This is a genomic window from Streptomyces sp. NBC_01233, assembly GCF_035989305.1.
Taxonomy (GTDB): domain Bacteria; phylum Actinomycetota; class Actinomycetes; order Streptomycetales; family Streptomycetaceae; genus Streptomyces.
On record NZ_CP108514.1, the window covers coordinates 5,151,326 to 5,176,252 of the forward strand.

Consider the following 24,927-nt stretch of genomic DNA (forward strand, 5'->3'; position numbering starts at 1 on the left):
TCCTCCCCCCCCCCGAGTCGGACCGTGGGGACGACCCCCGCTCTCCCCCCCGGCGGGGGTCGTCGCATGTCCGGACGCGGTTCGCGTCCCTGCCTTCGGCCCCAAGCGACCATCTCTCCGGCCCTCCTCTTGTGCGGGGCCGACGCGGCGAAGGCCCTCACCACATCAGACTCGTGACGGTGCGTAGTGGTTCCGCCGCGCTCCGGAACTCACCTGCGAGGGTGACCGGGTTATTCACACCCGACGGGTTGTCCACAGTTATCGAGCAAGATCCACTTCCTTTTCCTGATCGCTGCACGGTGATTCCAGTCGCGAAGTCCGCGGTGCTGGATTTGCAGTGAGAAGGGGGCGGAGATCGTGGCTCGATCGAAGTCGTGTGAAACGCCGGAGTCCGTGGTGGCGGGCACGGGAGCAGGGGTCGGAGCGGGGGCCGGGGCCGCGCCCGGCGGCGGGCGGCCGCTGATCATCACAGAGGATCCCGTGCTCCTCGACGATCTGCTGAGGCTGTGCGCCGCCGCGGGTGCCGAGCCGCATGTGCGCCACGCGGTGCCCGAGCCGAGCGGTGCGGGCGGTGTGTCCGGCGCAAGTGACGGAAACGCCGGGGGCGTTGGATGGGACTCCGCGCCGCTCGTGCTCGTCGGGGACGACGCCGCGAGGCGGGTGCGAGGGGCGCCGCGCAGGACCGGGGTGTTCCTCGTCGGCCGGGACCTGGAGGACCCCCTCGTGTGGCAGCGCGCCGTGGAAATCGGCGCCGAGGAGGTGCTGCGCCTGCCCGACGCGGAGAGCCTGCTCGTCGACCGCATCGCCGACGTCGTGGAAGGGGCCGGGCAGCCCGCTCTCGCCGTCGGGGTGATCGGAGGCGCCGGCGGGGCCGGAGCCTCCACCCTCGCCTGCGCGCTCGCCGTCCGGGCAGCCCGCGCCGGGGAGCGGACCATCCTCATCGACGGCGATCCGCTGGGCGGGGGCATGGACGTGCTGCTCGGCGGCGAGAGCGCCGAAGGGCTGCGCTGGCCGGACTTCGCGGCGTCGCGGGGGCGGGTCGGGGCCGGAGCGCTGGAGGAGTCCCTGCCCGAGCTGCACGCCCTGCGGGTGCTCAGCTGGGACCGCGGGGACCGGGTGGTGGTGCCGCCCGCCGCGATGCGGTCGGTGGTGGCCGCCGCGCGCCGCCGGGGCGGGGTCGTGGTGGTCGACCTCCCGCGGCGGGTGGACGAAGCCGTGGCCGAGGTGCTGGCCCAGCTCGACCTGGTGCTGATGGTGGTGCCGGGCGAGCTGCGGTCGGTGGCCGCCGCGGGCCGGGTGGCGGCCGGGGTGCGGATGGTGGCCCGGGACGTGCGCGTCGTCGTGCGGGGCCGCTGCCCGGGCGGTCTGGATCCGGAGGCCGTGGCGGGGCTGCTGGGGGCGCCGCTGGCCGGCGAGGTGCCGGTCGAGGTGGGCCTGCCGGGGCGGGTGGCCGAGGGGGAGCCGCCGGGGGCGCAGGCGCGGGGCGCACTGGCCCGTTTCTGCGACGGTTTCTGGCAGCGGGCGCTTGGTCCGGCCCAGGGGGTGCCGGCATGAGCGCGGTACTCCTGGACGCGGTGCGCCGGCGGCTCGCCGAGAGCGGGGCGGAACCGACCCCGGCCCGGGTGGCGGCGGCCCTGCGGGCCCAGGGCCGGCTCCTCGGGGATGCCGAAGTGCTGGGTGTGGCCGCCGAGTTACGGTCCGAGCTGGTCGGCGCGGGCCCGCTGGAGCCGCTGCTGACCGACCCCGAGGTCACCGATGTGCTGGTGGCCGCCCCCGACCGGGTGTGGGTGGACCGCGGTGGCGGCCTGGAGCTGACCGGGGTGACCTTCGCCGATGCCGCGGCCGTGCGCAGGCTCGCCCAGCGGCTGGCCGCCGTGGCAGGGCGGCGCCTCGACGACGCCCGGCCCTGGGTGGACGCCCGCATGCCGGACGGCACCCGGCTGCATGCCGTGCTGCCGCCGGTGGCCGTCGGCTCGGCCTGCCTCTCGCTGCGGGTGGTGCGGCCACGGGCGTTCACGCTGGAGGAGCTCGTCGCGGCGGGGACACTGCCGCCCGGCGGGCACCGGCTGCTGCGGGACATGGTCGAGGCCCGGCTGTCGTTCCTCGTCTCCGGTGGCACGGGAACCGGCAAAACGACCCTGCTCAGCGCCCTGTTGGGGCTGGTCGGGCCCGGCGAGCGGATCGTGCTGGCCGAGGATTCGGCCGAGCTGCGTCCCGATCATCCGCATGTGGTGCGGCTGGAGACCCGGCCGGCTAATCAGGAGGGGGCGGGCCTGGTCACGCTGGCGGACCTGGTCCGGCAGGCGCTGCGGATGCGGCCCGACCGGCTGGTGGTCGGCGAGGTGCGGGGTGCCGAGGTAGCGGATCTGCTCGCCGCCCTGAACACCGGCCACGAGGGCGGGTGCGGCACCGTCCATGCCAATGCCGCCGCCCATGTCCCGGCCCGGCTGGAGGCGCTCGGGACGGCCGCAGGGCTTGACCGGGCCGCCCTGCACAGCCAGTTGGCCGCCGCGCTGACCCTGGTGCTCCACCTGGTCCGGGACCGTGAGGGGCGGCGCCGGCTGGCAGAGGTGCACGTGCTGGAGCGGGACGCCGCCGGACTGGTGGTCACCGTACCGGCGCTGCGCTGGGCCGCCCGGGGTTTCGTACGGGAGCGGGGCTGGGACCGGCTGCGTCCGTTGCTGCGAGGTGTCCGGTGAGCGCCGCGGCGGGGCTTCCGGTGCCGGTGTTCGCCGGGGTGCTGTGCGCCGGGGCGGCCGCCTGGGGGCTCTCCGGGGGCGACTCCATGGTCCGGCGGGCGCGGGTGGTGCTGGCGGCGGGCGCTCCGGCGGTTCCCGGCGGACCGCGGCACCGGGACCGGCTGCTGATCGCCGTACGGGTGCGGGCGGCGCAGTGGCGGGAGTGGGCCTGTGTCGGGGCCGGCCTCCTGGTCGCGGTGGTCGGTGGGTCGGTGATCCCGCTGCTGGCGGGCGCAGCCGCGCTGCCGCTGCTGCGACGGTGGCTCCGGCTACGGGCGCGCGAGCGGGCCCGGGCGGCCCGGGCCGCCGAAGTGGTGGCCCTGTGCGAAGCCGTGGTGGGCGAGCTGCGCGCGGGAGCCCAGCCTGGGCAGGCACTGACGGCCGCGATGCGGCGCACCGCTGCGGGCCCCGGCGGGCCGGGTGCGGCGGAGACGGGGGTGCTGGCCGCCGCGGCGTTCGGCGGGGACGTGCCGGGGGCGCTGCGCCAGGCGGCGAAGGAGCCCGGTGCGCAAGGGCTGGCCGGGATGGCCGCCTGCTGGCGGGTGTCGGTGGACAGCGGTGCGGGACTGGCCGCCGGGCTGGACCGGCTGGAGGGCGCCCTGCGGGCGGAGCGGGACCGGCAGGAGTCGCTGCGGGCCCAGTTGGCGGGGGCGCGCTCGACGGTGCTGGTGCTCGCCCTGCTGCCGCTGGTGGGCCTGCTGATCGGCACCGGGCTGGGGGCGGATCCGCTGCGGGTGCTGCTGCACACCCCGATGGGGTGGGGCTGCCTGCTGGCGGGCGCGTTGCTGGAGGCGCTGGGGCTGCTGTGGTGCCGGCGGATCGTACGGGCGGGGGAGCAGTGATGAGCGGTTTCCTCGTCCACAGGCTGGGGATCGCGCTGTGCCTTGCCGTCGCGGCCCTCTGGGTGGGGTGGGCGGTGGTGGCACGGGTCCGGGAGCGGACGGCCCGGCGCAGGATCACGGCCCTGCTCGGGGTGGAACAGGGCCTTCGCGGACCGGTGTTCTCTTCCGCGGCTCGGGGTGTGGTGGCGGCGTGGGTCGGGCCGGCCGGGGCGCTGCTCGCGGGCTGGTTGCTCGTTGGCGGGACGACGGGTGCGGTGGTCGGCGTGCTGGCCGCAGTCGGGGTGCGGCGGTGGCAGGCGAGGGCGCGGCCGCCGGCCGGGTTGGATGCGAGGGAGGCGGAGCGTCAGCTGCCGTTCGCAGCCGACCTGTTGGCCGCGTGTCTGGCAGCCGGGGCGGGTCCGGTGGAGGCCGCGGAGGTGGTGGGGGAGTCCCTGGGCGGTCCGGTGGGCGAGCGTCTGGCGCGAGCCGGGGCGGAGCTGCGGCTCGGCGGCGAACCGGGCGCCGGGTGGGGGAGGTTGGCGGAGATACCGGGCGCTCGGGCGCTCGCGGAATGCCTGGAACGGGCCGCCCGGACGGGGGCGCCCGCAGCGGAACCGGTCTCCCGGCTCGCGACGGGCCTGCGGGAGGACCGGGCCCGGCTGGCGGGAGCCAGGGCGCAGCGGGCGGCGGTACTCGTCACCGCGCCGGTGGGGCTGTGTTTCCTCCCCGCATTTCTTGCGATCGGGGTGGCGCCGGTGGTGATCGGAATGGCCTCGGGACTTCTCTCGAACACCTGACGTCGCATTGATCACAAACATCAACAACGGAAATCCACAGGAGGTTTGCCATGAGGATCATCTGGTTTCGGGTGCGGACGGCGCTGCGCGGTCGCGGGAGCGACGCGGGGATGTCCACCTCGGAATACGCCATGGGCACGATCGCGGCCTGCGCATTCGCCGCCGTCCTCTACAAGGTGGTGACGAGTGAAGTCGTCGCGACGGCCCTTCAGTCGACCATCGGGAAGGCGCTCGATGTGCCGTTCTGAGGGGAAGTCCGCGGCGCGCCGGGGAATGGGGGACCGGGGATATGTGACGGCGGAGGCGGCCCTGGTGATCCCGGCGCTGGTGCTGTTCGCGGCGCTGCTGGTGTGGGCGCTGATGGCGGCGGCCGCGCAGATCCGGTGCGTGGACGCGGCCCGGGCCGGAGCCAGGGCCGCGTCCCGGTCGGAGCCCGCGGAGGTGGCCGTAGCGGCGGCGCGGGCGGCCGCGCCGCAGGGGGCGCGGGTGGAGCTGGAGCGGGTGGGCGACCTCTGGCGGGTCCGGGTGGCGGCGCCGGCGCCGGGGCCGGGCGGGCTGCCCGTACGGCTCGGGGCGCAGGCGGTGGCCCTGGCGGAGGACAGCGTGGGGCCGCCGCCGTGAGCCGGGACCGGGGCTCGGCCACGGTCTGGGCGGCGCTGGTGGCCACGGTGCTGGGGGCGGTGTTCGGCGGGGTGCTGCTGCTCGGCCAGGCCGTCGTGGCCCGGCACAGGGCGGCTTCGGCCGCCGATCTGGCGGCGCTCGCTGCGGCGGCCACCTGGGCCCACGGACCGGAGACCGCCTGTGCCACGGCACTGCGGGTGGCCCGGGCGCAGGGGGTGGTGCTTGCCGGGTGCCGTCTGCACGGCGAGGTCGCCGAGGTGACGGCCCGGGTCGCGGCGGGCCCCTTCACCCCGGCCGTCGCGGCCCGTGCGGGCCCGCCTCGGGCGTCGCCGGACTGAGCCGGGCACAAGGGCCCGGGAGGGGTCTCAGGGGCTGTCAGGGACCTGGTCAGGGCCGGAGGGCGGGGTCGGTGGGGATTCGGAGAGGAGGCGGGTGAGGAGGCGGATGGCGCCGCGTTTGTGGAGGGGGTCGTTGCCGTTGCCGCACTTGGGGGACTGGATGCAGGAAGGGCAGCCGGCCTCGCACTCGCAGGCGGCGATCGCGTCGCGGGTCGCCGTCAGCCAGGCGGCGGCGGTGTGGAAGGCGCGCTCCGCGAAGCCGGCGCCGCCGGGGTGGCCGTCGTAGACGAAGACTGTGGGGAGGAGGGTGTCGGGATGCAGCGGCACGGAGACGCCGCCGATGTCCCAGCGGTCGCAGGTGGCGAACAGCGGCAGTATGCCGATGGAGGCGTGTTCGGCGGCGTGCAGGGCTCCGCCGAGGATCTCCGGGTTGATCCGGGCCTCGTCGAGCTGGTCCTCGGTGACCGTCCACCACACGGCCCGGGTGCGCAGGGTGCGGGGCGGCAGGTCGAGTTTGGCCTCGCCCAGGACCTCGCCGGTGATCAGTTTGCGGCGCAGATAGGAGACGACCTGGTTGGTGACCTCGACGGAGCCGAAGCAGAGCCGGGCCGAGCCCCACGGGATCTCGGTCTCGGTCTCCAGGATGGAGATGGAGGTGGTGTCGCGGGCGGTCGTGGAGAAGGGCGGGTTCGCCTCCTCCACGAGGGCCGCCGAATCCTCCAGGTCCAGGTGTTTCACGAGATATGTGCGGCCCTGGTGGAGGTGGACGGCCCCGTCGTGGACGGCGGTGTGGGCGGCCGATTCGTCGACCGTGCCCAGCAGCCGGCCGGTGGCGGCCTCGACGATCTGCACCGGGCGTCCGCCGCCGCCCCGGATGTCGGTCAGGTCCGAGGCGCGCTCGCGGCGGGTCCAGTGCCAGGCGGTCGCCCGGCGGCGCAGCAGCTTCGCCGCTTCGAGCTGGGGGAGGAGGTCCTTGGTCGCCGGGCCGAAGAGGTCGAGGTCGGAGTCCGTCAGCGGCAGCTCGGCCGCCGCCGCGCACAGGTGGGGGGCGAGGACGTACGGGTTGTCGGGGTCCAGGACGGTGGCCTCCACCGGCTGGCGGAACAGCGCCTCGGGGTGGTGGACGAGGTAGGTGTCCAGCGGGTCGTCGCGGGCGATCAGCACGGCCAGGGCGCCCTGGCCGGCGCGCCCGGCGCGGCCGGCCTGCTGCCACAGGGAGGCCCTCGTGCCCGGGTACCCGGTGATCAGTACGGCGTCCAGCCCAGAGACGTCCACGCCCAGCTCCAGGGCGGTCGTGGCGGCCAGTCCCAGCAGCTCGCCGGAGTGCAGGGCCCGCTCCAGGGCCCTGCGCTCCTCGGGCAGGTATCCGCCCCGGTAGGCCGCGACCCGCCGGGCCAGTGAGCGGTCCACCTCGGCGAGCCGCTCCTGGGCGATCACCGAGATCAGCTCGGCGCCGCGCCGGGAGCGGACGAAGGCGACCGTGCGGACCCCCTGGACGACCAGGTCGGTCAGCAGGTCGGCGGTCTCCGCGGTGGCCGTACGGCGCACGGGGGCACCCTTCTCGCCCCGCAGCTCGGTGAGCAGCGGCGGCTCCCACAGGGCGAAGACCACCTCGCCGCGCGGGGAGGCGTCGTCGGTGATCTCGATCACCCGTACGCCGGTCAGCCGGGACGCGGCGGCCGCGGGATCGCTGGCCGTGGCGGAGGCCAGCAGGAAGACCGGTTCGGAGCCGTAGCGGGCGCACAGCCGCCGTAGCCGGCGCAGGACCTGCGCCACGTGGGAGCCGAACACTCCGCGGTAGGTGTGGCACTCGTCGATCACGACGTAGCGCAGGGCCCGCAGGAAGGAGGACCAGCGCGGGTGGGCCGGGAGGATCCCGCGGTGCAGCATGTCGGGGTTGGTCAGGACGTAGTTCGCGTACTGGCGCACCCACTCGCGTTCCTCGACGGGCGTGTCCCCGTCGTAGACGGCGGGGCGGACGGCGTTGCCCAGCGGGGCGGCCAGTTCCCGTACGGCGCGCCGCTGATCGGCCGCCAGGGCCTTGGTGGGGGCCAGGTACAGGGCCGTGGCGCCCCTGCCGTTCGGGGCCTCGGCGCCGTCGGCCAGGGCGGAGAGCACGGGCGCGAGGTAGGCCAGGGACTTGCCCGAGGCGGTGCCGGTGGCGACGACCACGGACTCGCCGTCCAGGGCGTGCTCGGCCGCCGCGGCCTGGTGTTCCCACGGATGGTCGATGCCGGCGGCCTGGATGGCGGCTACGACATCCGTTCGGATGCGATCGGGCCAGACTGCATGACGACCCGCCCGAGGGGGCAAGTGCTCCGTATGGGTGATGCGCGCAGCTCGGGAAGGCCCCCGTGACAGGCGGTCCAGGACCGTGCCGGGAGTGGGTCTTGGGTCCACGGGTGGCTTGGGCCGTCCGGGACCGTGAGTATTGGCCATTGGAACCGAGTGTGTCACCGGCGTGCGGGACAATGGTCCGAAGGCGTCGTGCGCGCCTGCCGGTAAGTGATTGAATGCCATCGCGGCAGCCAATCCCTCGCCTACCTTCGGGTGGGGAGGCCCCTAGGGGGCGCCGCTCGATAGCAAGGTGCTGGAGGATCCGTGGACCTGTCCCTGTCGACTCGCACTGTCGGCGACCGTACGGTCGTGGAGGTCGGTGGCGAGATTGATGTGTATACCGCGCCCAAGCTGCGCGAGCAGTTGGTCGAGTTGGTGAACGACGGCAGCTACCACCTGGTTGTCGACATGGAGCGAGTGGACTTCCTCGACTCCACCGGACTTGGTGTGCTCGTGGGAGGTCTCAAGCGCGTCCGTGCGCACGAGGGTTCGCTGCGCCTGGTGTGCAACCAGGAGCGCATCCTGAAGATCTTCCGCATCACCGGTCTGACCAAGGTGTTCCCGATCCACACCACGGTGGAAGACGCCGTCAACGCCACCGACTGACGGCTCCAGCCGGCCCCCGGCAGCCTTCGGGCGGTCGGGAGCCGGCAAGGAGAGCGGGGGTACCGGGCCATGGATGGCCCGGGCCCCTGTCAAGGCACGCCCGTAGTCCGAGGGGGACGCGCATGGCCACCGTTGAACTGCGCTTCAGCGCCCAGCCCGAACACGTCCGGACGGCCCGCCTGGTCGCGGCCGCCGTGGCGCGCCGGGCCGGTGTCGAGGAAGCCGTCCTCGACGAGGTCCGCCTCGCCGTGGGCGAGGCCTGCTCGCGTGCCGTCGGACTCCATCGCAGCAACGGCCTGACCGCGCCCGTCCGGGTGGTCTTGACCGAGGAGGACAAGACGTTCTCCATCGAGGTCGGCGACGAGGTTCCGGGACCGGCCGGCGGCGCCGATGCCGTGCCCGGCCTCGAGGCCGCCCTGGACCCCGACGCCGACACCGAGGACGAGATGGGGCTCGCCGTGATCAGCGGGCTCGTCGACGACGTCGAGGTGACCAGTGGGGAATCGGGCGGGACCATCCGGATGAGCTGGCCCGTCTCCGGGTCCTCCGACCTTCCCTGAGATCCACCGGGCGCCCTGCCCTTCATATCTTCCGATCTTTATCAAGGCCCTGCTGAGCAGGGCCTTTTGCATTTCCCTAGATCAACGACCGGGCGTCAATGCCTTTGCCCCATTACCACTTTCGAGGGTAATGGAGTGACGCGATCTATTGCTGAGGAGCAAGAGCACGCCAATTGCGTTTCCTGCGCACTGTTTTGATCGGGGCGCGCTCCCTACAATCCGTCCACATCTTGAGCTCATCACGTCAAGGAGGACGAATGACGGGGCTCTTCACCCCTATCGCGCCGGATCGCACCACGGATCTGGCATCCGCAGTACTCACCGATGACAATCGGCTCATCGTGATCGTCATTGCGGCCGTGGCACTCGCCGCACTCGTCGTCGCGCAGATCCTGGTCCGCCAGGTCCTCGCGGCCGACGAGGGAACCGACAGCATGAAGGAGATCGCCGCGGCCGTCCAGGAAGGCGCCAACGCCTACCTCGGCCGGCAGCTGCGCACCCTCGGCGTCTTCGCCGTCGTGGTCTTCTTCCTGCTCTTCCTGCTCCCCGCAGACGACTGGACGCAGCGGGCGGGACGTTCCGCCTTCTTCCTCGTGGGCGCCCTCTTCTCGGCGGCCACCGGCTACATCGGCATGCGCCTCGCGGTCCGCGCCAACGTCCGCGTCGCCGCCGCCGCACGCGAAGCCACCCCCGCCGAGGGAGAGCCCGCCAAGGACCTGACCGAGGTCTCCCACAAGGCGATGAAGATCGCCTTCCGCACGGGCGGCGTGGTCGGCATGTTCACCGTCGGCCTCGGCCTCTTCGGCGCCTCCTGCGTCGTGCTGGTCTACGCCGCCGACGCCCCCAAGGTCCTGGAGGGCTTCGGCCTCGGCGCCGCCCTGATCGCGATGTTCATGCGCGTGGGCGGCGGCATCTTCACCAAGGCCGCCGACGTCGGCGCCGACCTGGTCGGCAAGGTCGAGCAGGGCATTCCGGAGGACGACCCGCGCAATGCCGCGACCATCGCCGACAACGTGGGCGACAACGTCGGAGACTGCGCCGGAATGGCGGCGGACCTCTTCGAGTCCTACGCCGTCACCCTGGTGGCCGCGCTCATCCTCGGCAAGGCCGCCTTCGGCGACCTGGGCCTCGCCTTCCCGCTGATCGTCCCCGCGATCGGCGTCGTCACCGCGATGATCGGCATCTTCGCGGTCTCCCCGCGGCGCACCGACCGCAGCGGCATGACCGCCATCAACCGCGGCTTCTTCATCTCCGCCGTGATCTCCCTGGTGCTGGTCGCGATCGCCGTCTACGCCTACCTGCCGGCCACCTACAAGGAGCTCGTCGGCGTCGAGGACCCGGCGATCTCCAACCACCCCGGCGACCCGCGGATCCTGGCGGTCGTCGCCGTCGCCATCGGCATCGTGCTGGCGGCCCTGATCCAGCAGCTGACCGGCTACTTCACCGAGACCAACCGCCGTCCCGTCCGGGACATCGGCAAGTCCTCCCTGACCGGCGCGGCCACCGTCGTCCTCGCCGGCATCTCGGTCGGCCTGGAGTCCGCCGTCTACACGGCGCTGCTCATCGGTCTCGGCGTCTACGGCGCGTTCCTGCTCGGCGGTACGTCGATCATGCTCGCGCTCTTCGCGGTGGCCCTGGCCGGCACCGGCCTGCTCACCACCGTCGGCGTCATCGTCGCCATGGACACCTTCGGGCCCGTCTCCGACAACGCCCAGGGCATCGCCGAGATGTCCGGCGACGTCGAAGGAGCCGGTGCGCAGGTCCTGACCGACCTCGACGCCGTGGGCAACACCACGAAGGCCATCACGAAGGGCATCGCGATCGCCACGGCCGTGCTCGCCGCGGCCGCGCTCTTCGGCTCGTACAACGACGCGATCGCCACCGCGGTCAGGGAAGTCGGTGCCAAGGCCGGGGAGATGAACCTCAGCCTGGACATCGCACAGCCCAACAACCTGGTCGGGCTGATCCTGGGCGCGGCGGTCGTGTTCCTGTTCTCCGGCCTCGCCATCAACGCGGTCTCCCGCTCCGCGGGCGCCGTGGTCTACGAGGTGCGCCGCCAGTTCCGCGAGCACCCCGGGATCATGGACTACAGCGAGAAGCCCGAGTACGGGCGCGTCGTCGACATCTGCACCAAGGACGCGCTGCGCGAGCTCGCCACGCCCGGCCTGCTCGCCGTCCTCACCCCGATCGCCGTCGGCTTCTCCCTCGGCGTGGGCGCGCTCGGCTCCTTCCTCGCCGGCGCCATCGGCACGGGCACGCTGATGGCGGTCTTCCTCGCCAATTCCGGTGGCGCGTGGGACAACGCGAAGAAGCTCGTCGAGGACGGCCACCACGGCGGCAAGGGCAGCGAGGCCCACGCCGCGGTCGTCATCGGCGACACGGTCGGTGACCCGTTCAAGGACACCGCCGGTCCCGCGATCAACCCGCTGCTCAAGGTCATGAACCTGGTGGCGCTGCTGATCGCCCCGGCCGTCGTGCAGTTCAGCTACGGCCCGGACACCAACCCGACCGTGCGGGCGATCGTCGCGGTCGTCGCGATCGCCGTCATCGTCGGCGCGGTGTACGTCTCCAAGCGTCGCGGCATCGCCGTCGGCGACGAGACCGAGGGCGGAGCCGCCGAGCGGGTGGCCCAGCCGGCCGACCCCGCGACGGTCTCCTGACCCGAGGTCCCGGCAGCAGGACGGGCAGGGCCGGGCAGGGCCGGTCATACGCCCGAAGGGCGGACAGGCAGCGCGGACTGACGCGCCGTCTGTCCGCCTTTGTGCGTGCCCGGATGGGAGGCGTGTATCTTCCGGGCCGAGAGCCTTCGAAGGGACCAATCCGGTGAACAAGAAGCTTGCGGCCGCGTTGTCGGGCGGTGCGGTGCTGATGCTCGTCCTGTCCGGCTGCGGCGGGGACGACGGCGACGAGAAGGCCAACGCATGGGCCAAGAAGGTCTGCGACCAGTGGCAGGCCGAACTCAAGAAGATCGAGACAGCCAACGCCGACATCAAGCGTGTGGCGACGGAGAGCAGTAAGCCCGACGAGGTCAAGCAGACGGACGCGGCGGCGTTCGCGACCATGTCGGAGTCGTACAAGACCATGGGGGCCGCCCTGCAGTCGGCGGGGGTTCCGCCGGTCAAGGACGGCGCGGCGACCCAGGAGGCGGCTGCCAAGGGCTTCGAGGCGACAGCCAAGGGCTACGCCGACCTGAAGGCGAAGATGGACGCCCTCGACCCGCAGGACCAGACGAAGTTCGCCGACGGCCTCAAGGAGGTCGCGGGCGGTCTCCAGGAGGCGACGAAGGGCGGTCAGGACGCGCTCGCCACGCTCAACGCGGGAGGCCTGGACAAGGCGATCAACGGCCAGAAGGGCTGCCAGGTCGCGGCGGCCTCGGCCTCGCCCAAGTAGGGCGTCCGATCAGGGCGGCCGTGGTCCCGGAAGGGGCCGCGGCCGCCCTTTCGTACGTACGGGCCCTGGCTGATCGGCAGGACGGGTCCCAGCGGACACAATGGACGTGTGAGTACCACCAGCCTTCCCACGTCCGACCACGCCGCCGAACTCCGCAGCGCCCTGCTGGCCGCCGGCTTCACCGCCGACGGGCTGCTCGACCTGCTCGGCGCCCCCGCCTACGCCGCGCTGGCCCGCAGCGAGACGGTCCCCGCCCTGCGCGCCACCCGTGGCCGCGGCGACGGCCCGCTCGCGAGCCTGGTCCGGCTGTTCCTCCTCCAGCAGCCCGAGGCGTACGTGCACGCCGCGGCCGCGCTGCCCGTCGACGTGGCCCTGGCCGACGGCTGGCTCCGGATGGAGGGCGACGAGGTGCACGCCACCGTCGACGTACGTCCGTACGGCGGCCCGGACGGCGAGGACTGGTTCATCGTGTCCGACCTCGGCTGCGCCGTCGGCGGGGCCGGCGGGATCGGCAGCCGCGAGCAGGGCGTGGTCCTCGGCGTCGGCGGTGCCTCCACCACCCTGGCCGGGATCACCGTCCGCACCCCGGTCGGCTCCGCCCTCGACGTCGGCACCGGATCGGGCATCCAGGCGCTGCACGCCTCCCGGCACGCCACCCGGGTCACCGCCACCGACGTCAACCCCCGGGCCCTGGACTTCACCCGTCTGACGCTCGCCCTGTCCGGCGCCCCGGAGGCCGAGCTGCTCACCGGGTCCCTCTTCGAACCGGTGGGCGAGGCGACGTACGACCTGATCGTGTCGAACCCGCCGTTCGTGATCTCCCCCGGCGCCCGGCTGACGTACCGGGACGGCGGCATGGGCGGCGACGACCTGTGCCGGACCCTGGTCCAGGAGGCCGGAGCACGGCTCAACCCGGGCGGGTACGCGCAGTTCCTCGGCAACTGGCAGCACGTGGAGGGCGAGGACTGGCGCGACCGGCTGCGCTCCTGGGTGCCGCGCGGCTGCGACGCCTGGATCGTGCAGCGTGACGTGCAGGACGTGACGCAGTACGCGGAGCTGTGGCTGCGCGACGCGGGCGACCACCGGAGCGACCCCGGGGAGTACGCGCGGCGGTACGAGGACTGGCTGGACGAGTTCGAGGCCCGCAAGACCAGGTCCGTCGGCTTCGGCTGGATCACCTTGCGCCGGTCGGACGCCGCCGAGCCCTCGATCGTGGTCGAGGAGTGGCCGCACACGGTGGAGCAGCCGCTCGGCGAGTCGGTGCTCGCCCACTTCGCCCGCCAGGACTACCTGCGGGAGCACGACGACGCCGCCCTTCTGGAGGCCTACTTCGTGCTGGCCGAGGAAGTCGTGCAGGAGCAGGTCGGCGCGCCCGGCGCGGAGGACCCGGAGCACGTCGTGCTCCGGCAGAACCGCGGGATGCGGCGCGCCACCAAGGTCGACACGGTCGGCGCGGGCTTCGCCGGAGTGTGTGACGGCTCACTGACCGCGGGCCGGATCCTGGACGCGATCGCACAGCTGGTGCAGGAGGACCCGGTGGTGCTGCGGGACCGGACTCCGGAGGCGATCCGGGTGCTGGTCGAGCAGGGCTTCCTGGAGCCTGCGCAGGGTCCCGCGCAGTAGCGGCACCGGGATGTAACCCGGGGTTCGCCCGCTGTACCCCCCGGGCTGGCAGTGTCCTGCGCAGCGGGTTCCGGGGGGAATCCCGAGGGTGGCCCGGGGGTAAGGGGAGCAGCGTGGAAAACGGACCGGCGATCTTCGCGGCGGCCGTGTTCCTGCTGTTCGGGGCCGCTCTGCTGGCCTGGACGGGGGCGCGCGCCCTGCACCGTGCGCCGGTGGCCGAGGGCGTGCGCCCCGTCGTGGCCGTACCACTGCTCCTGCTCGCCGGCGGAGGTTCGCTGGCCCTCGGGGCGTGGTGCCTCGCCCGGCTCTGACACCGGAGTGCGAGGGCCCCGTACGAGCGCTCGGTCCGGCCCCGATCCGGCCGCGAAAGCCGACGTGGGACGGGGTGCGGGAGCGGGGCCAGACGGCCCCGCGGCCACCCTGCCCGGTGATCGGGAACGCTCCGGCGCGGCATCCGGGCGGCAGAAACGGCACTTGTCGGGTTACCGTTCGAGTGGCCGTTGCGGGCTTCTGCCGTTTGACACGGGGGCGGGTTGTACCGTCACACTCCGCAGCGTCGCCGTACTGCGACCGAGTGCCGACCGGAGAGAAGAGCCAAGTTGTCCCCGACTAGCGAGACCGCAAAGGGCGGCCGCCGACTCGTCATCGTCGAGTCCCCAGCCAAGGCGAAGACGATCAAGGGCTACCTCGGCCCGGGATACGTCGTCGAGGCGAGCGTCGGGCACATCCGCGACCTCCCGAACGGCGCGGCCGAGGTTCCCGACAAGTACACCGGCGAGGTCCGCCGTCTCGGCGTGGACGTCGAGCACGACTTCGCGCCCATCTACGTCGTCAACGCCGACAAGAAGGCCCAGGTCAGGAAGCTCAAGGAGCTGCTGGCCGAGTCCGACGAACTCTTCCTCGCCACCGATGAGGACCGCGAGGGCGAAGCCATCGCGTGGCACCTGCAGGAAGTCCTCAAGCCGAAGGTCCCCGTCCACCGGATGGTCTTCCACGAGATCACCAAGGACGCGATCCGCGACGCCGTCGCCAACCCGCGCGAGCTGAACCAGCGCATGGTGGACGCCCAGGAGACCCGGCGCATCCTCGACCGCCTCTACGGCTACGAGGTCTCGCCGGTCCTGTGGAAGAAGGTCATGCCGCGGCTGTCGGCCGGCCGCGTCCAGTCCGTGGCCACCCGCCTCGTCGTCGAGCGGGAGCGCGAGCGCATCGCCTTCCGCTCCGCCGAGTACTGGGACCTGACCGGAACCTTCTCCACCGGGCGTGCCGGTGACGCCTCCGACCCCTCGACGCTGGTCGCCCGCCTGAACACGGTGGACGGCAAGCGCGTCGCGCAGGGCCGCGACTTCGGCTCGAACGGGCAGCTCAAGAGCGAGGTGCTGCACCTCGACGAGGGAGGCGCCCGGGCGCTCGCCGCCGCGCTGGCGGACACCTCGTTCGCCGTCCGCTCGGTCGAGTCCAAGCCGTACCGCCGTTCCCCGTACGCCCCCTTCCGCACGACGACGCTCCAGCAGGAGGCCTCGCGCAAGCTGGGCTTCGGTGCGAAGGCGACGATGCAGGTGGCGCAGAAGCTGTACGAGAACGGCTTCATCACCTACATGCGTACCGACTCCACCACGCTGTCCGACACCGCGGTGTCGGCGGCGCGGGCGCAGGTCACCCAGCTCTACGGGGCCGACTACCTGCCGGAGAAGCCGCGCGTCTACGCCGGCAAGGTCAAGAACGCGCAGGAGGCGCACGAGGCGATCCGGCCGTCGGGTGATCGTTTCCGCACGCCGGCCGAGACGGGTCTGACCGGCGACCAGTTCCGCCTGTACGAGCTGATCTGGAAGCGGACCGTCGCCTCCCAGATGAAGGACGCGGTCGGCAACAGCGTCACCGTGAAGATCGGCGGCCGCGCCTCGGACGGGCGCGACGCCGAGTTCTCCGCCTCCGGCAAGACGATCACCTTCCACGGCTTCATGAAGGCGTACGTCGAGGGCGCGGACGACCCGAACGCCGAGCTCGACGACCGCGAGAAGCGGCTGCCGCAGGTCGCGGAGGGCGACGCGCTCGCCGCCGAGGAGATCACGGCGGACGGGCACTCGACCAAGCCGCCGGCCCGCTACACCGAGGCCTCGCTGGTCAAGGAGCTCGAAGAGCGCGAGATCGGCCGCCCGTCGACGTACGCGTCGATCATCGGCACGATCCTCGACCGCGGCTACGTCTTCAAGAAGGGCACGGCGCTCGTGCCGTCCTTCCTGTCGTTCGCCGTGGTGAACCTGCTGGAGACGCACTTCGGCCGGCTCGTCGACTACGACTTCACCGCGAAGATGGAGGACGACCTCGACCGCATCGCGCGGGGCGAGGCCCAGTCCGTGCCGTGGCTGAAGCGGTTCTACTTCGGCTCGGAGGACGCGACCGAGGTCGTTCCGGCCGACGGGGACCACCTCGGCGGTCTGAAGGAGCTGGTCACGGACCTGGGCGCGATCGACGCCCGGGAGATCTCCTCCTTCCCGGTCGGCGAGGGCATCGTGCTGCGGGTCGGCCGCTACGGGCCGTACGTGGAGCGGGGCGAGAAGGACGCGGAGGGCCACCAGCGGGCCGACGTACCGGACGACATGGCTCCGGACGAGCTGACGGTCGAGTACGCGGAGGAGCTGTTCGCCAAGCCGAGCGGCGAGTTCGAGCTCGGCAAGGACCCGGTCAGCGGGAACCAGATCGTCGCCAAGGACGGCCGCTACGGGCCGTACGTGACGGAGATCCTGCCCGAGGGCACGCCGAAGACGGGCAAGAACGCGGTCAAGCCGCGCACGGCCTCGCTCTTCCAGTCGATGTCCCTGGACACGGTGACCCTGGACGACGCGCTGAAGCTGATGTCGCTGCCGCGCGTGGTCGGCGCGGACGCGGAGGGCGTGGAGATCACGGCCCAGAACGGTCGCTACGGCCCGTACCTGAAGAAGGGCACGGACTCGCGGTCCCTGGAGACCGAGGACCAGCTCTTCTCGATCACGCTCGACGAGGCGCTCGCGATCTACGCGCAGCCGAAGCAGCGGGGCCGCGCCGCGGCCAAGCCGCCGCTGAAGGAACTGGGCACGGACCCGGTGAGCGAGAAGCCGGTGGTCGTCAAGGACGGCCGCTTCGGGCCGTACGTCACGGACGGCGAGACGAACGCGACGCTGCGGCGTGACGACGACGTCGAGACGATCACGCCGGAGCGGGGCTACGAGCTGCTCGCGGAGAAGCGCGCGAAGGGCCCGGCCAAGAAGACGGCGAAGAAGGCCCCCGCCAAGAAGGCCCCGGCGAAGAAGGCGACGGCGACCAAGACCGCTGCCGCGAAGAAGGCGACGGCGGCCAAGAAGACGACCGCCAAGAAGACGGTGGCGAAGAAGACGGTGGCCAAGAAGACGGCCGCGGCCCCCGCGGACGAGTAGTCGGGGGGAGCCCGGCTCCCGGCCCGGCCGGCCCCGGCCTTCGGCCGACTTCGGCGCAGGGCCCCGTGCGATGAGCGCGGGGCCCTGCGCCGTTGTCGCACAGGGCCGGGCACATTCGGCCTCGCCGAGGTTTGAGGCGAGGGGTCCGGGGCGGAGCCCCGGAAGCCGGGCGCATCCCGGGCCGCTCGCACAGCGGCGCCGCAGCCGTGCACCGCGCCGGGTCGAGGGGCGCGGCCCCGGAAGGTGGGTCCGGGGTCACACCGGACCTCGTCCACAGGCCTCCGCAACCGCCAAGCGCAGCGGATAGGCTGGGCGGATGACGCGAGCCGAGCAGCCAACGGTCGTGACCGCCCCGGCGAACCCCACCTACGACGAAGCCCTAGCCGCGGATTCCCGCGAGCGTGCGGTGCGCGCACTGCTGCGCACCCCCAGGCTGCGCCGGCTGTGGAGCGCCCAGCTGGTGAGCGGCATCGGAGACGCCCTCGCCCTGCTGGTGCTGGTGCTGCTGGCCCTTCAGGCCGCGGCCTCGGAAGGGGCCTTCGGCGGCGGATACCGCGGTGCGGCCCTCGCCGTCGCCGCCGTCTTCGGGGTCCGGATCCTCGCCACCCTGCTCTTCGGCGCGGTCCTCCTCGGGCCGCTCGCCGGGCTCGTCGGCTCGGGCGGCAAGCTGGACCGCCGCTGGACGATGATCGGGGCCGACGGGGTCCGCCTCGGGCTCTTCGTCGTCGCCCCGCTCTGGCTCGACTGGATCCAGGCCCACGCGCTCACCGCGCTGCTGGCCACCGTCTTCGTCTCCGGCGCCGCCGAGCGGCTGTGGACCCTGGCCAAGGAGAGCGCGGCGCCCGCCCTGCTGCCCGCGCCGCCGCCGGAGGGGGCGACCGTACGGCCGCTCCCGGACCACCTGGACGCGCTGCGCCGGCTGACCCTGCGTACGGCCTTCGCGGCGCTCCCCATCGCCGCGGCCGCGCTGCTCGCCGCGACCCTGGTCGGCAAGGCGCTCGGCCTCGGCGTGGACTGGTTCGCCGCCAACCAGGCCGCCCTCGGCTCGTACGTGGCCTCCGGCCTCTTCGCGGCGTCGGTCTCGCTGCTGCTCCCGCTGGTGCTGCCCACCGCGGCGACCCCGCGCCCGCGCTCCCCGCTGGAGGGCCTGCGCGCCCCCAAGGCGGGCGACCGGCCCGACAAGGGCCGTACGGGCGCCATCCCGCTGCTGGTCCTGAGCTGCGCCGCGGTCGCCGGAGCGGTGTCCAGCGCCGTCGCCGTGGCCGTCCTGCACGCCTTCGACCTGGGCGGCGGCCCGGCCGCCTTCGCGCTGTTCGTCCTCGCGCTGGTCGGCGGCACCGCCGCCGGCATCCGCGCCACCCAGGCCGGCAAGGTGCTGCCCGGGCTGTCCCGGCGCCGGCTGCTGGCCCTCGCCATAGCGCTGACCGGGCTGGCACTGCTGCTGAGCGGTCTCGTCCCGGACACGGCGACCGTGCTGTTCCTCTCGCTGCTCGCCGGCACCTCCGCGGGCGTCGCCGCCCATGCCGGCCACACGCTGCTGGACCAGGAGACCGAGGAGTTCCGCCGGGCCCGGGCCACCGAGCACCTCCAGGCGGTCGTGCGGGTGGCCGTGGCCATCGGCGCGGTCGCCGCCCCGGTCCTGGCCGCGGTCATCGGCCCGCACCGGCTGACCGGCGCCGAGGTCGTCTTCGCGCACGGCGGCGCCGCCTTCACCCTGATGCTCGTCGGCGCCCTGCTGCTGCCGGTCGCCGTCGTGGTGCTCATCAAGGCCGACGACCGCAGCGGCGTACCCCTGCGGCGCGACCTGCGCGAGGCGCTGCGCGGCGGGGAACCGGTGCAGGCCGCGTCCGCCACCGGATTCTTCATCGCCCTGGAAGGCGGCGACGGAGCCGGCAAGTCCACCCAGGTCGAGGCGCTGGCCTCCTGGATACGGGGCAAGGGCCACGAGGTCGTCGTGACCCGCGAGCCGGGGGCGACCCCCGTGGGCAAGCGGCTCCGCTCGATCCTGCTCGACGTGTCCTCCGCCGGACTCTCGAACCGCGCCGAGGCGCTGCTGTACGCCGCCGACCGGGCGGAGCACGTGGACACCGTGGTGCGCCCGGCCCTGGAGCGCGGCGCGGTCGTCATCTCGGACCGCTACATCGACTCGTCGGTGGCCTACCAGGGCGCCGGCCGGGACCTCTCCCCGACCGAGATCGCCCGGATCTCGCGCTGGGCGACCGACGGGCTCGTCCCGAACCTGACCGTGCTGCTCGACGTGTCGCCGGAGGCGGCGCGCGAGCGGTTCACGGAGGCGCCGGACCGGCTGGAGTCGGAGCCGGCGGAGTTCCACCAGCGGGTGCGGTCCGGATTCCTGACGCTCGCCGCGTCCGACCCCGGGCGCTACCTCGTGGTCGACGCGGGTCAGGACCCGGACTCGGTGACCACCGTCGTACGGCACCGCCTGGACCGGATGCTCCCGCTCTCCGAGGCCGAGGTGGCCGCCCAGGTGGAGGCCCGGCGCCTCGCCGAGGAAGAGGCACGGCGCAAGGCCGAGGAAGAGGCGGCCCGCAAGGCGGAGGAAGCGCGGCTCCGGGCCGAGGAAGAGGCCCGGCTGGCCCGCGAGGCCGAGGAGGCGCGGATCAAGGCCGAGGCGGAGGCCGCGCGCCTGGCCGCCGAGGAGCGCCGGCGCGCCGAGGAGGAGGCCCGGGCCAGGGCCGAGGCCGAGCGGCTGCGCGTGGAGGCCGAGGAGAAGGCGCGTGCGGCGGAGGCCGAGCGACTGCGCCGGCAGGCCGAGGAGGAGGCCCGGCTGCGGGCCGAGGCCGAGGAGCGGCGGCTGGAGAAGCAGCGGCGGGCCGAGGAGGCCCTGCTGAAGGCCGAGGAGGCGCGCCGACTGGTGGAGGCCGCGTCGGCCGAGGCGGCGGCGAAGGCCGCGGCCGCTGCTGCCGCGGCGGAGGCCGCTGCGGCTTCGGCTGCTCCGGCGCCTACCTCCGCTCCCGTGCCCAAGGTGGGCATGACGAAGGAACCGCACCCGGACGACGCCGTGACGGTCGAGACCCCGGTGGTCAAGCGGGTCGTCCAGCCGGACGACGTCACCCAGACCGTCCCGGTGCCGAAGGCCGACCCGGCCTCCGCCGCGGAGACGGCGGTGATGCCGCCGGTCCGCCCGACCGACGAAACGGCCGTGCTGCCGCCGGTCCGCCCGGCGGCCGCCCCCCAGGGCGGCGGCACCGGCTCGGGTACCGGTACTGGTACCGGTCGGGCCCGGTCCGCTTCGCGGCCGACGGCGCAGCGCCCCGAGGAGAACCCGGCCGACCGGGTGCCGTCCGGCATCTTCCGGGACTCGGCCAACGACCGGACGCGGGAGCTCCCCATGGTCGGCGAGGACGGCCGGCCGCAGCGGCCGCGCCCGGACTGGGCCGAGGAGACCCCGCTGGACGACCTGCCGACGCTGGCGGACGAACTGCTGGGCCGCCACCGGGACGACGAGGACGGCGACGAGGGCGAACGAGGACCGCGCCGCCGCCGCTGACCCCGGCGGGGACGGGATTGTCGGTGGCGCCCGCCACAATGGGTGTACGGAGAGTGAAAGGTGGTGGGCGGGATGCCCGTATGGGACGACCTGGTGGGACAGGAGCGGGTCCAGACGCAGCTGGCCGCCGCCGCCCGTGACGCCGACGCCCTGGTCACGGCCGTCGCGGACGGGACCGCGCCGCCCGCGGCGTCCAAGATGACCCACGCCTGGCTGTTCACCGGCCCGCCCGGATCCGGGCGGGCCACCGCCGCCCGGGCCTTCGCGGCCGCCCTGCAGTGCACCAGCCCGGACCGTGCCCTCGGTGGCGAGCCGGGCTGCGGGTTCTGTGACGGCTGCCACACCACGATGGTCGGCACGCACGCGGACGTCTCCACCGTCGTCGCCGACGGCAGCCAGATCCTCGTCGCCGACATGCGGGACACCGTCCGCAAGTCCTACACGTCCCCCGCCACGGGCCGCTGGCAGGTCATCCTGGTCGAGGACGCCGAGCGGCTGAACGAGAAGTCGGCCAACGCGGTCCTCAAGGCCGTGGAGGAGCCCGCGCCCCGCACGGTCTGGCTGTTGTGCTCGCCTTCCGTGGAGGACGTGCTGCCCACCATCCGCTCCCGCTGCCGCCACCTCAACCTCAGCACCCCCACGGTCGCGGCCGTGGCCGACATGCTGGTGCGGCGGGACGGCGTCGAGCCGTCGGTTGCCCTGGCCGCCGCCAGGGCCACCCAGGGGCACGTCGACCGCGCCCGTCGGCTGGCCACCGACGAGGCGGCTCGCGAGCGCAGGGCGACGGTCCTGAAGCTCCCGCTCCGGGTGGACGACATCGGAGCCTGCCTCAAGGCCGCGCAGGAGCTCGTCGACGCCGCGGCCGAGGACGCCAAGCAGGTCGCGGAAGAGGTCGACACCAAGGAGACCGAGGAGCTGCGGGCCGCTCTCGGCGCCGGAGCGGGGGCCGGCAGCCGGATGCCGCGCGGCACGGCGGGCGTGATGAAGGAGCTGGAGGACCGGCAGAAGCGCCGTCGCACCCGCACCCAGCGCGACACCCTCGACCTGGCGCTGACCGACCTCACCGGCTTCTACCGGGACGTCCTGGCCCTGCAGCTCGGCTCGTCCCTGGCCATCGCCAATGAGGAGATACGGCAGGACCTCGACCGGATCGCGCGGGCCTCGGGCCCGGAGCGGACCCTGCGCCGGATCGAGGCGATCATCGCCTGCCGGGAAGCCCTCGACCGCAACGTGGCCCCCCTCCTCGCGGTCGAGGCGATGACGATGTCGCTGCGCGCGGGCTGACCACCGCCGGGCCGCCGCCCGTCCGGTGCACGGCCGCCGCCGGGGTCCACACCGGGTTGACGGACTCACCCGTACGGGCGGACCGGCCGCCGGGGCCGGGTCGGGCCCGGTCCGTGCCCTGCCCGGCGCGGGCCACGGAAGGCCCGCGGCCGTCCGCCGCAGAAGAGCCTCCCGGCCCGCTCCGGCAGCCGTACGCTCCGGGGATGGACACCAGTCGCCTGCTGCGTACCACCGGGACCGTGATCGCAGCCGCCGGGCTGCTGCTCTCCGGGTGCACCTCGGGCGGCCTGGACGGCCCCCGCGCCGCCGCGGGCGGATCGGACGCCCCACGCGCCGCCGAGTCCTCCGGGGCGGCGGCGTCCGGCAAGCCGTCGCCCCCGCCGTCACCCGACGCGGCGGCGCTGCGCCCGTACTACAAGCAGAAGCTGACCTGGCGCGACTGCGGAGTCCCCGGATTCCAGTGCTCCACCATGAAGGCCCCCCTGGACTACGCGAACCCCGGTTCCGGCCAGGACGTCGACATCGCGGTGGCGCGCCGCGCGGCCACCGGTCCCGGCAAGCGGCTGGGCTCGCTCGTGGTCAACCCGGGCGGCCCGGGCGGCTCCGGCATCGGCTACCTGCAGGCGTACGCGGGCATCGGCTACCCCGCGCCGGTCCGTGCCCGGTACGACATGGTCTCTTTCGACCCGCGCGGGGTGGACCGCAGCAGCCCCGTCGAGTGCCTGACCGGCCCGGCCATGGACGCGTACACGCAGGTGGACCAGACGCCGGACGACCCGGCCGAGCGGGCCGAGCTGGTGGCCGCGTTCAAGAAGTTCGCGGCCGGCTGCCAGGAGCGCTCGCAGCGGGTCCTGCCGCACGTCTCCACCGTCGACGCCGCCCGCGACATGGACCTGCTGCGCGCCGTGCTCGGCGACGAGAAGCTCACGTACGTCGGGGCCTCGTACGGCACCTTCCTCGGAGCCACGTACGCGGACCTCTTCCCGGACCGGGTCGGCCGACTGGTCCTGGACGGTGCGATGGACCCCACCCGTTCCGCGATCGATCTGAACCGGGATCAGACGGCCGGTTTCGAGACGGCCTTCACCTCCTTCGCCGTGGACTGCGCGAAGCAGCCCGACTGCCCGCTCGGCAAGGGCGGCCCGGACGCGGTGGCGGCGCGCCTGAAGGAGTTCTTCCGCAAGGTCGACGCCCAGCCCGTGCCCACCGGGGAGGCGGAACGCCCGCTCGGCGAGTCCCTCGCCACGACCGGGGTGATCGCGGCGCTCTACGACGAGAGCGCCTGGCCGCAGCTGCGCGAGGCGCTCGCCTCGGCGATGAACGGCGACGGAGCGGGCCTGCTGAGCCTGGCCGACAGCTACTACGAGCGCGGCGAGGACGGCAAGTACGCCAACCTGATGTTCGCGAACGCCGCCGTCAACTGCCTCGACCAGCCCCCGGCCTTCAAGGACCCGGCAGCGGTCGATGCCGCTCTGCCCTCCTTCGAGAAGGCCTCCCCGGTCTTCGGCGCGGGTCTGGCCTGGGCCTCGCTGAACTGCGCGTACTGGCCGCAGGAGGCCACGGGCAAGGCGGAGAAGCTGACCGCGAAGGGCGCCGCGCCGATCGTGGTGGTGGGCACCACGCGGGACCCGGCGACCCCGTACAAGTGGGCGCAGGCGCTGGCCGGCCAGCTCGAATCGGGCACCCTCCTCACCTACGACGGCGACGGCCACACGGCGTACGGGCGCGGCAGCGACTGCATCGACACCGCGATCAACCGTTACCTGTTGGAGGGCAGGGCACCGCAGGACGGCAAGAAGTGCTGAGGCCGCCGGCGGAGTAAACGGCTTGCCCGTGGGCGTCCGCGCTTGATGACATGCGGCCATGAGCAGAATGGCGCAGATCATCGTGCTGGCGCGGTACGAGGACGAGGTGATGGAGCCGCTGACCCGGTACGACGAGACGCGCACCTGGCGCGGCCGGTTCGAGCAGATACCCGACTGGTTCGTCGGCGGCTGGTACATCGAGTTCTACCGGGAGGGCCAGCGCCGCGGAGTGCTGAAGGACCTGGAGTCGCTGCCGTGGAACAACCCGGAGTGCGTGCAGGTCATGCTCCACGACGAGGAGGACGACTGCTTCGGCCTGTGGATGTTCCGGGACGGCGCGCTGGTGGAGGTGGGGGTACCGGGCACGGAGCGGTTCCACGACGCTCCGCCGTCGTGGCGCACGAGCCCGCATCCCGGCGTCCTGTTCCGGACCGACCTGGGCCGCACCGACCTGGAGCACTCTCCGGAGCACGCGCAGGACCCGCGGCTGTCCTGGTAGCAGGGTGTCGAAACGATACTGCTGCGGGCATTGGAGTGAACTGCCGTTCCTGTCGCCGCCTTCGGGCGGTTGGACCGGCCGACGCGTACATCGACCAGCGCGTCCTTCCATACATCCCTAGGGGAGTCATGCGTATTCGCTCTGCTGTCACCGCATCCGTCCTGGCCGCCGGCATCCTGCTGGGCGGGGCCGGCGCCGCCCTGGCCAACGACGGCGTCGACATCGACTACTTCTCCGGCGGTCGCGCGGGCTTCTCGTCGAACTGCTCGACGTTCGCCGCGGTGCCCAGCAACCGCCCGGCGTTCACCGGCCCCGTCTACAGCTCGAACTGCATCACGGACGGCGAGAAGGAGTGGGCGAAGGGGCACCACCTGGGCGCCTGACCCGGGCGGCTCGCGCCGCGGGGGCGGACCGGCGCAGACGTCGGCCGCCCCCGCGGCGTTTCCGCTCCCGAAAAGGGCGGTGCGCCGAGGTCCGACAGGAACGCAGCGGCCTAGTGGGCGGACCCGGTGGTCTTGAAGGAGCCGGGCACCATCCACACCACGAGCACCAGGACGGCGGCCGTGATCCCGATCGAGACGTAC

General features: G+C 73.5%; 20 protein-coding genes. 19 read left to right on the forward strand and 1 reads right to left on the reverse strand.

From position 1 onward, the window contains the following. Positions 1–393: 393 nt before the first annotated feature. The 7 genes from ssd (at position 394) to OG332_RS24575 (ending at position 5,315) form a co-directional block, all read left to right on the forward strand. The gene (ssd, locus tag OG332_RS24545; protein WP_442816370.1) at positions 394–1,554 is read left to right on the forward strand and encodes a septum site-determining protein Ssd; all 1,161 of its coding nucleotides are present in this window, start codon (positions 394–396) and stop codon (positions 1,552–1,554) included. Continuing rightward, a complete protein-coding gene (locus tag OG332_RS24550; protein ID WP_327415507.1) occupies positions 1,551–2,699 on the forward strand; it encodes a TadA family conjugal transfer-associated ATPase in 1,149 nt (382 codons plus the stop codon). Before ssd ends, OG332_RS24550 begins: the two co-directional genes overlap by 4 nt. A gap of 86 nt (positions 2,700–2,785) precedes the next feature. Next, a complete protein-coding gene (locus OG332_RS24555; RefSeq protein WP_327419358.1) occupies positions 2,786–3,580 on the forward strand; it encodes a type II secretion system F family protein in 795 nt (264 codons plus the stop codon). Next, positions 3,580–4,356 (forward strand): type II secretion system F family protein, encoded by a 777-nt coding sequence (locus OG332_RS24560; RefSeq protein WP_327415508.1) that lies wholly within the window; start codon positions 3,580–3,582, stop codon positions 4,354–4,356. Before OG332_RS24555 ends, OG332_RS24560 begins: the two co-directional genes overlap by 1 nt. 50 nt (positions 4,357–4,406) lie before the next feature. Next, complete coding sequence (locus OG332_RS24565) at positions 4,407–4,604, forward strand: DUF4244 domain-containing protein (protein WP_319729372.1); 198 nt, start codon at positions 4,407–4,409, stop codon at positions 4,602–4,604. Positions 4,605–4,629: 25 nt separating this feature from the next. Beyond that, complete coding sequence (locus OG332_RS24570) at positions 4,630–4,977, forward strand: TadE family type IV pilus minor pilin (protein WP_442816199.1); 348 nt, start codon at positions 4,630–4,632, stop codon at positions 4,975–4,977. Then, positions 4,974–5,315, forward strand: a complete 342-nt coding sequence (locus tag OG332_RS24575; RefSeq protein WP_327415510.1) for an Rv3654c family TadE-like protein — start codon at positions 4,974–4,976, stop codon at positions 5,313–5,315. Before OG332_RS24570 ends, OG332_RS24575 begins: the two co-directional genes overlap by 4 nt. 27 nt (positions 5,316–5,342) lie before the next feature. Here the strand turns inward: OG332_RS24575 and OG332_RS24580 are convergent, their stop codons facing one another. Beyond that, positions 5,343–7,835, reverse strand: coding sequence for a DEAD/DEAH box helicase (locus tag OG332_RS24580; protein ID WP_327415511.1), 2,493 nt, complete (start codon positions 7,833–7,835; stop codon positions 5,343–5,345). A gap of 81 nt (positions 7,836–7,916) precedes the next feature. Here OG332_RS24580 and bldG point away from each other — a divergent pair, with 81 nt between their 5' ends. The 12 genes from bldG to OG332_RS24640 all read left to right on the forward strand — a co-directional run bounded on the left by bldG (position 7,917) and on the right by OG332_RS24640 (position 24,726). Next, positions 7,917–8,258, forward strand: coding sequence for an anti-sigma factor antagonist BldG (bldG, locus tag OG332_RS24585; RefSeq protein ID WP_008743037.1), 342 nt, complete (start codon positions 7,917–7,919; stop codon positions 8,256–8,258). A 122-nt stretch (positions 8,259–8,380) separates the two neighbouring features. Continuing rightward, a complete protein-coding gene (locus OG332_RS24590) occupies positions 8,381–8,818 on the forward strand; it encodes an ATP-binding protein (protein ID WP_327415512.1) in 438 nt (145 codons plus the stop codon). A gap of 257 nt (positions 8,819–9,075) precedes the next feature. Then, positions 9,076–11,478, forward strand: coding sequence for a sodium-translocating pyrophosphatase (locus OG332_RS24595; protein WP_327415513.1), 2,403 nt, complete (start codon positions 9,076–9,078; stop codon positions 11,476–11,478). A gap of 163 nt (positions 11,479–11,641) precedes the next feature. Continuing rightward, positions 11,642–12,208, forward strand: a complete 567-nt coding sequence (locus tag OG332_RS24600; protein ID WP_327415514.1) for a small secreted protein — start codon at positions 11,642–11,644, stop codon at positions 12,206–12,208. 108 nt (positions 12,209–12,316) lie between these two features. Further along, complete coding sequence (locus tag OG332_RS24605) at positions 12,317–13,831, forward strand: DUF7059 domain-containing protein (RefSeq protein WP_327415515.1); 1,515 nt, start codon at positions 12,317–12,319, stop codon at positions 13,829–13,831. A 113-nt stretch (positions 13,832–13,944) separates the two neighbouring features. After that, positions 13,945–14,142 carry a hypothetical protein gene (locus tag OG332_RS24610; RefSeq protein ID WP_327415516.1) on the forward strand — a complete coding sequence of 66 codons (198 nt, stop codon included), beginning with the start codon at positions 13,945–13,947 and terminating at the stop codon, positions 14,140–14,142. Positions 14,143–14,430: 288 nt separating this feature from the next. Beyond that, positions 14,431–17,244, forward strand: a complete 2,814-nt coding sequence (gene topA / locus OG332_RS24615; protein WP_327415517.1) for a type I DNA topoisomerase — start codon at positions 14,431–14,433, stop codon at positions 17,242–17,244. Positions 17,245–17,560: 316 nt separating this feature from the next. After that, a complete protein-coding gene (tmk, locus tag OG332_RS24620) occupies positions 17,561–20,755 on the forward strand; it encodes a dTMP kinase (RefSeq protein WP_327415518.1) in 3,195 nt (1,064 codons plus the stop codon). Positions 20,756–20,827: 72 nt separating this feature from the next. Next, complete coding sequence (locus OG332_RS24625) at positions 20,828–22,039, forward strand: DNA polymerase III subunit delta' (protein WP_327415519.1); 1,212 nt, start codon at positions 20,828–20,830, stop codon at positions 22,037–22,039. A 203-nt stretch (positions 22,040–22,242) separates the two neighbouring features. After that, entirely contained in the window at positions 22,243–23,844 is a 1,602-nt protein-coding gene (locus OG332_RS24630) for an alpha/beta hydrolase (RefSeq protein WP_327415520.1), read from the forward strand. A 58-nt stretch (positions 23,845–23,902) separates the two neighbouring features. Beyond that, positions 23,903–24,343: a hypothetical protein gene (locus OG332_RS24635; protein WP_327415521.1), complete on the forward strand. Its 441-nt coding sequence runs from the start codon at positions 23,903–23,905 to the stop codon at positions 24,341–24,343. 128 nt (positions 24,344–24,471) lie between these two features. Beyond that, the gene (locus OG332_RS24640) at positions 24,472–24,726 is read left to right on the forward strand and encodes a hypothetical protein (RefSeq protein WP_327415522.1); all 255 of its coding nucleotides are present in this window, start codon (positions 24,472–24,474) and stop codon (positions 24,724–24,726) included. The last annotated feature ends 201 nt before the right edge of the window (positions 24,727–24,927 follow it).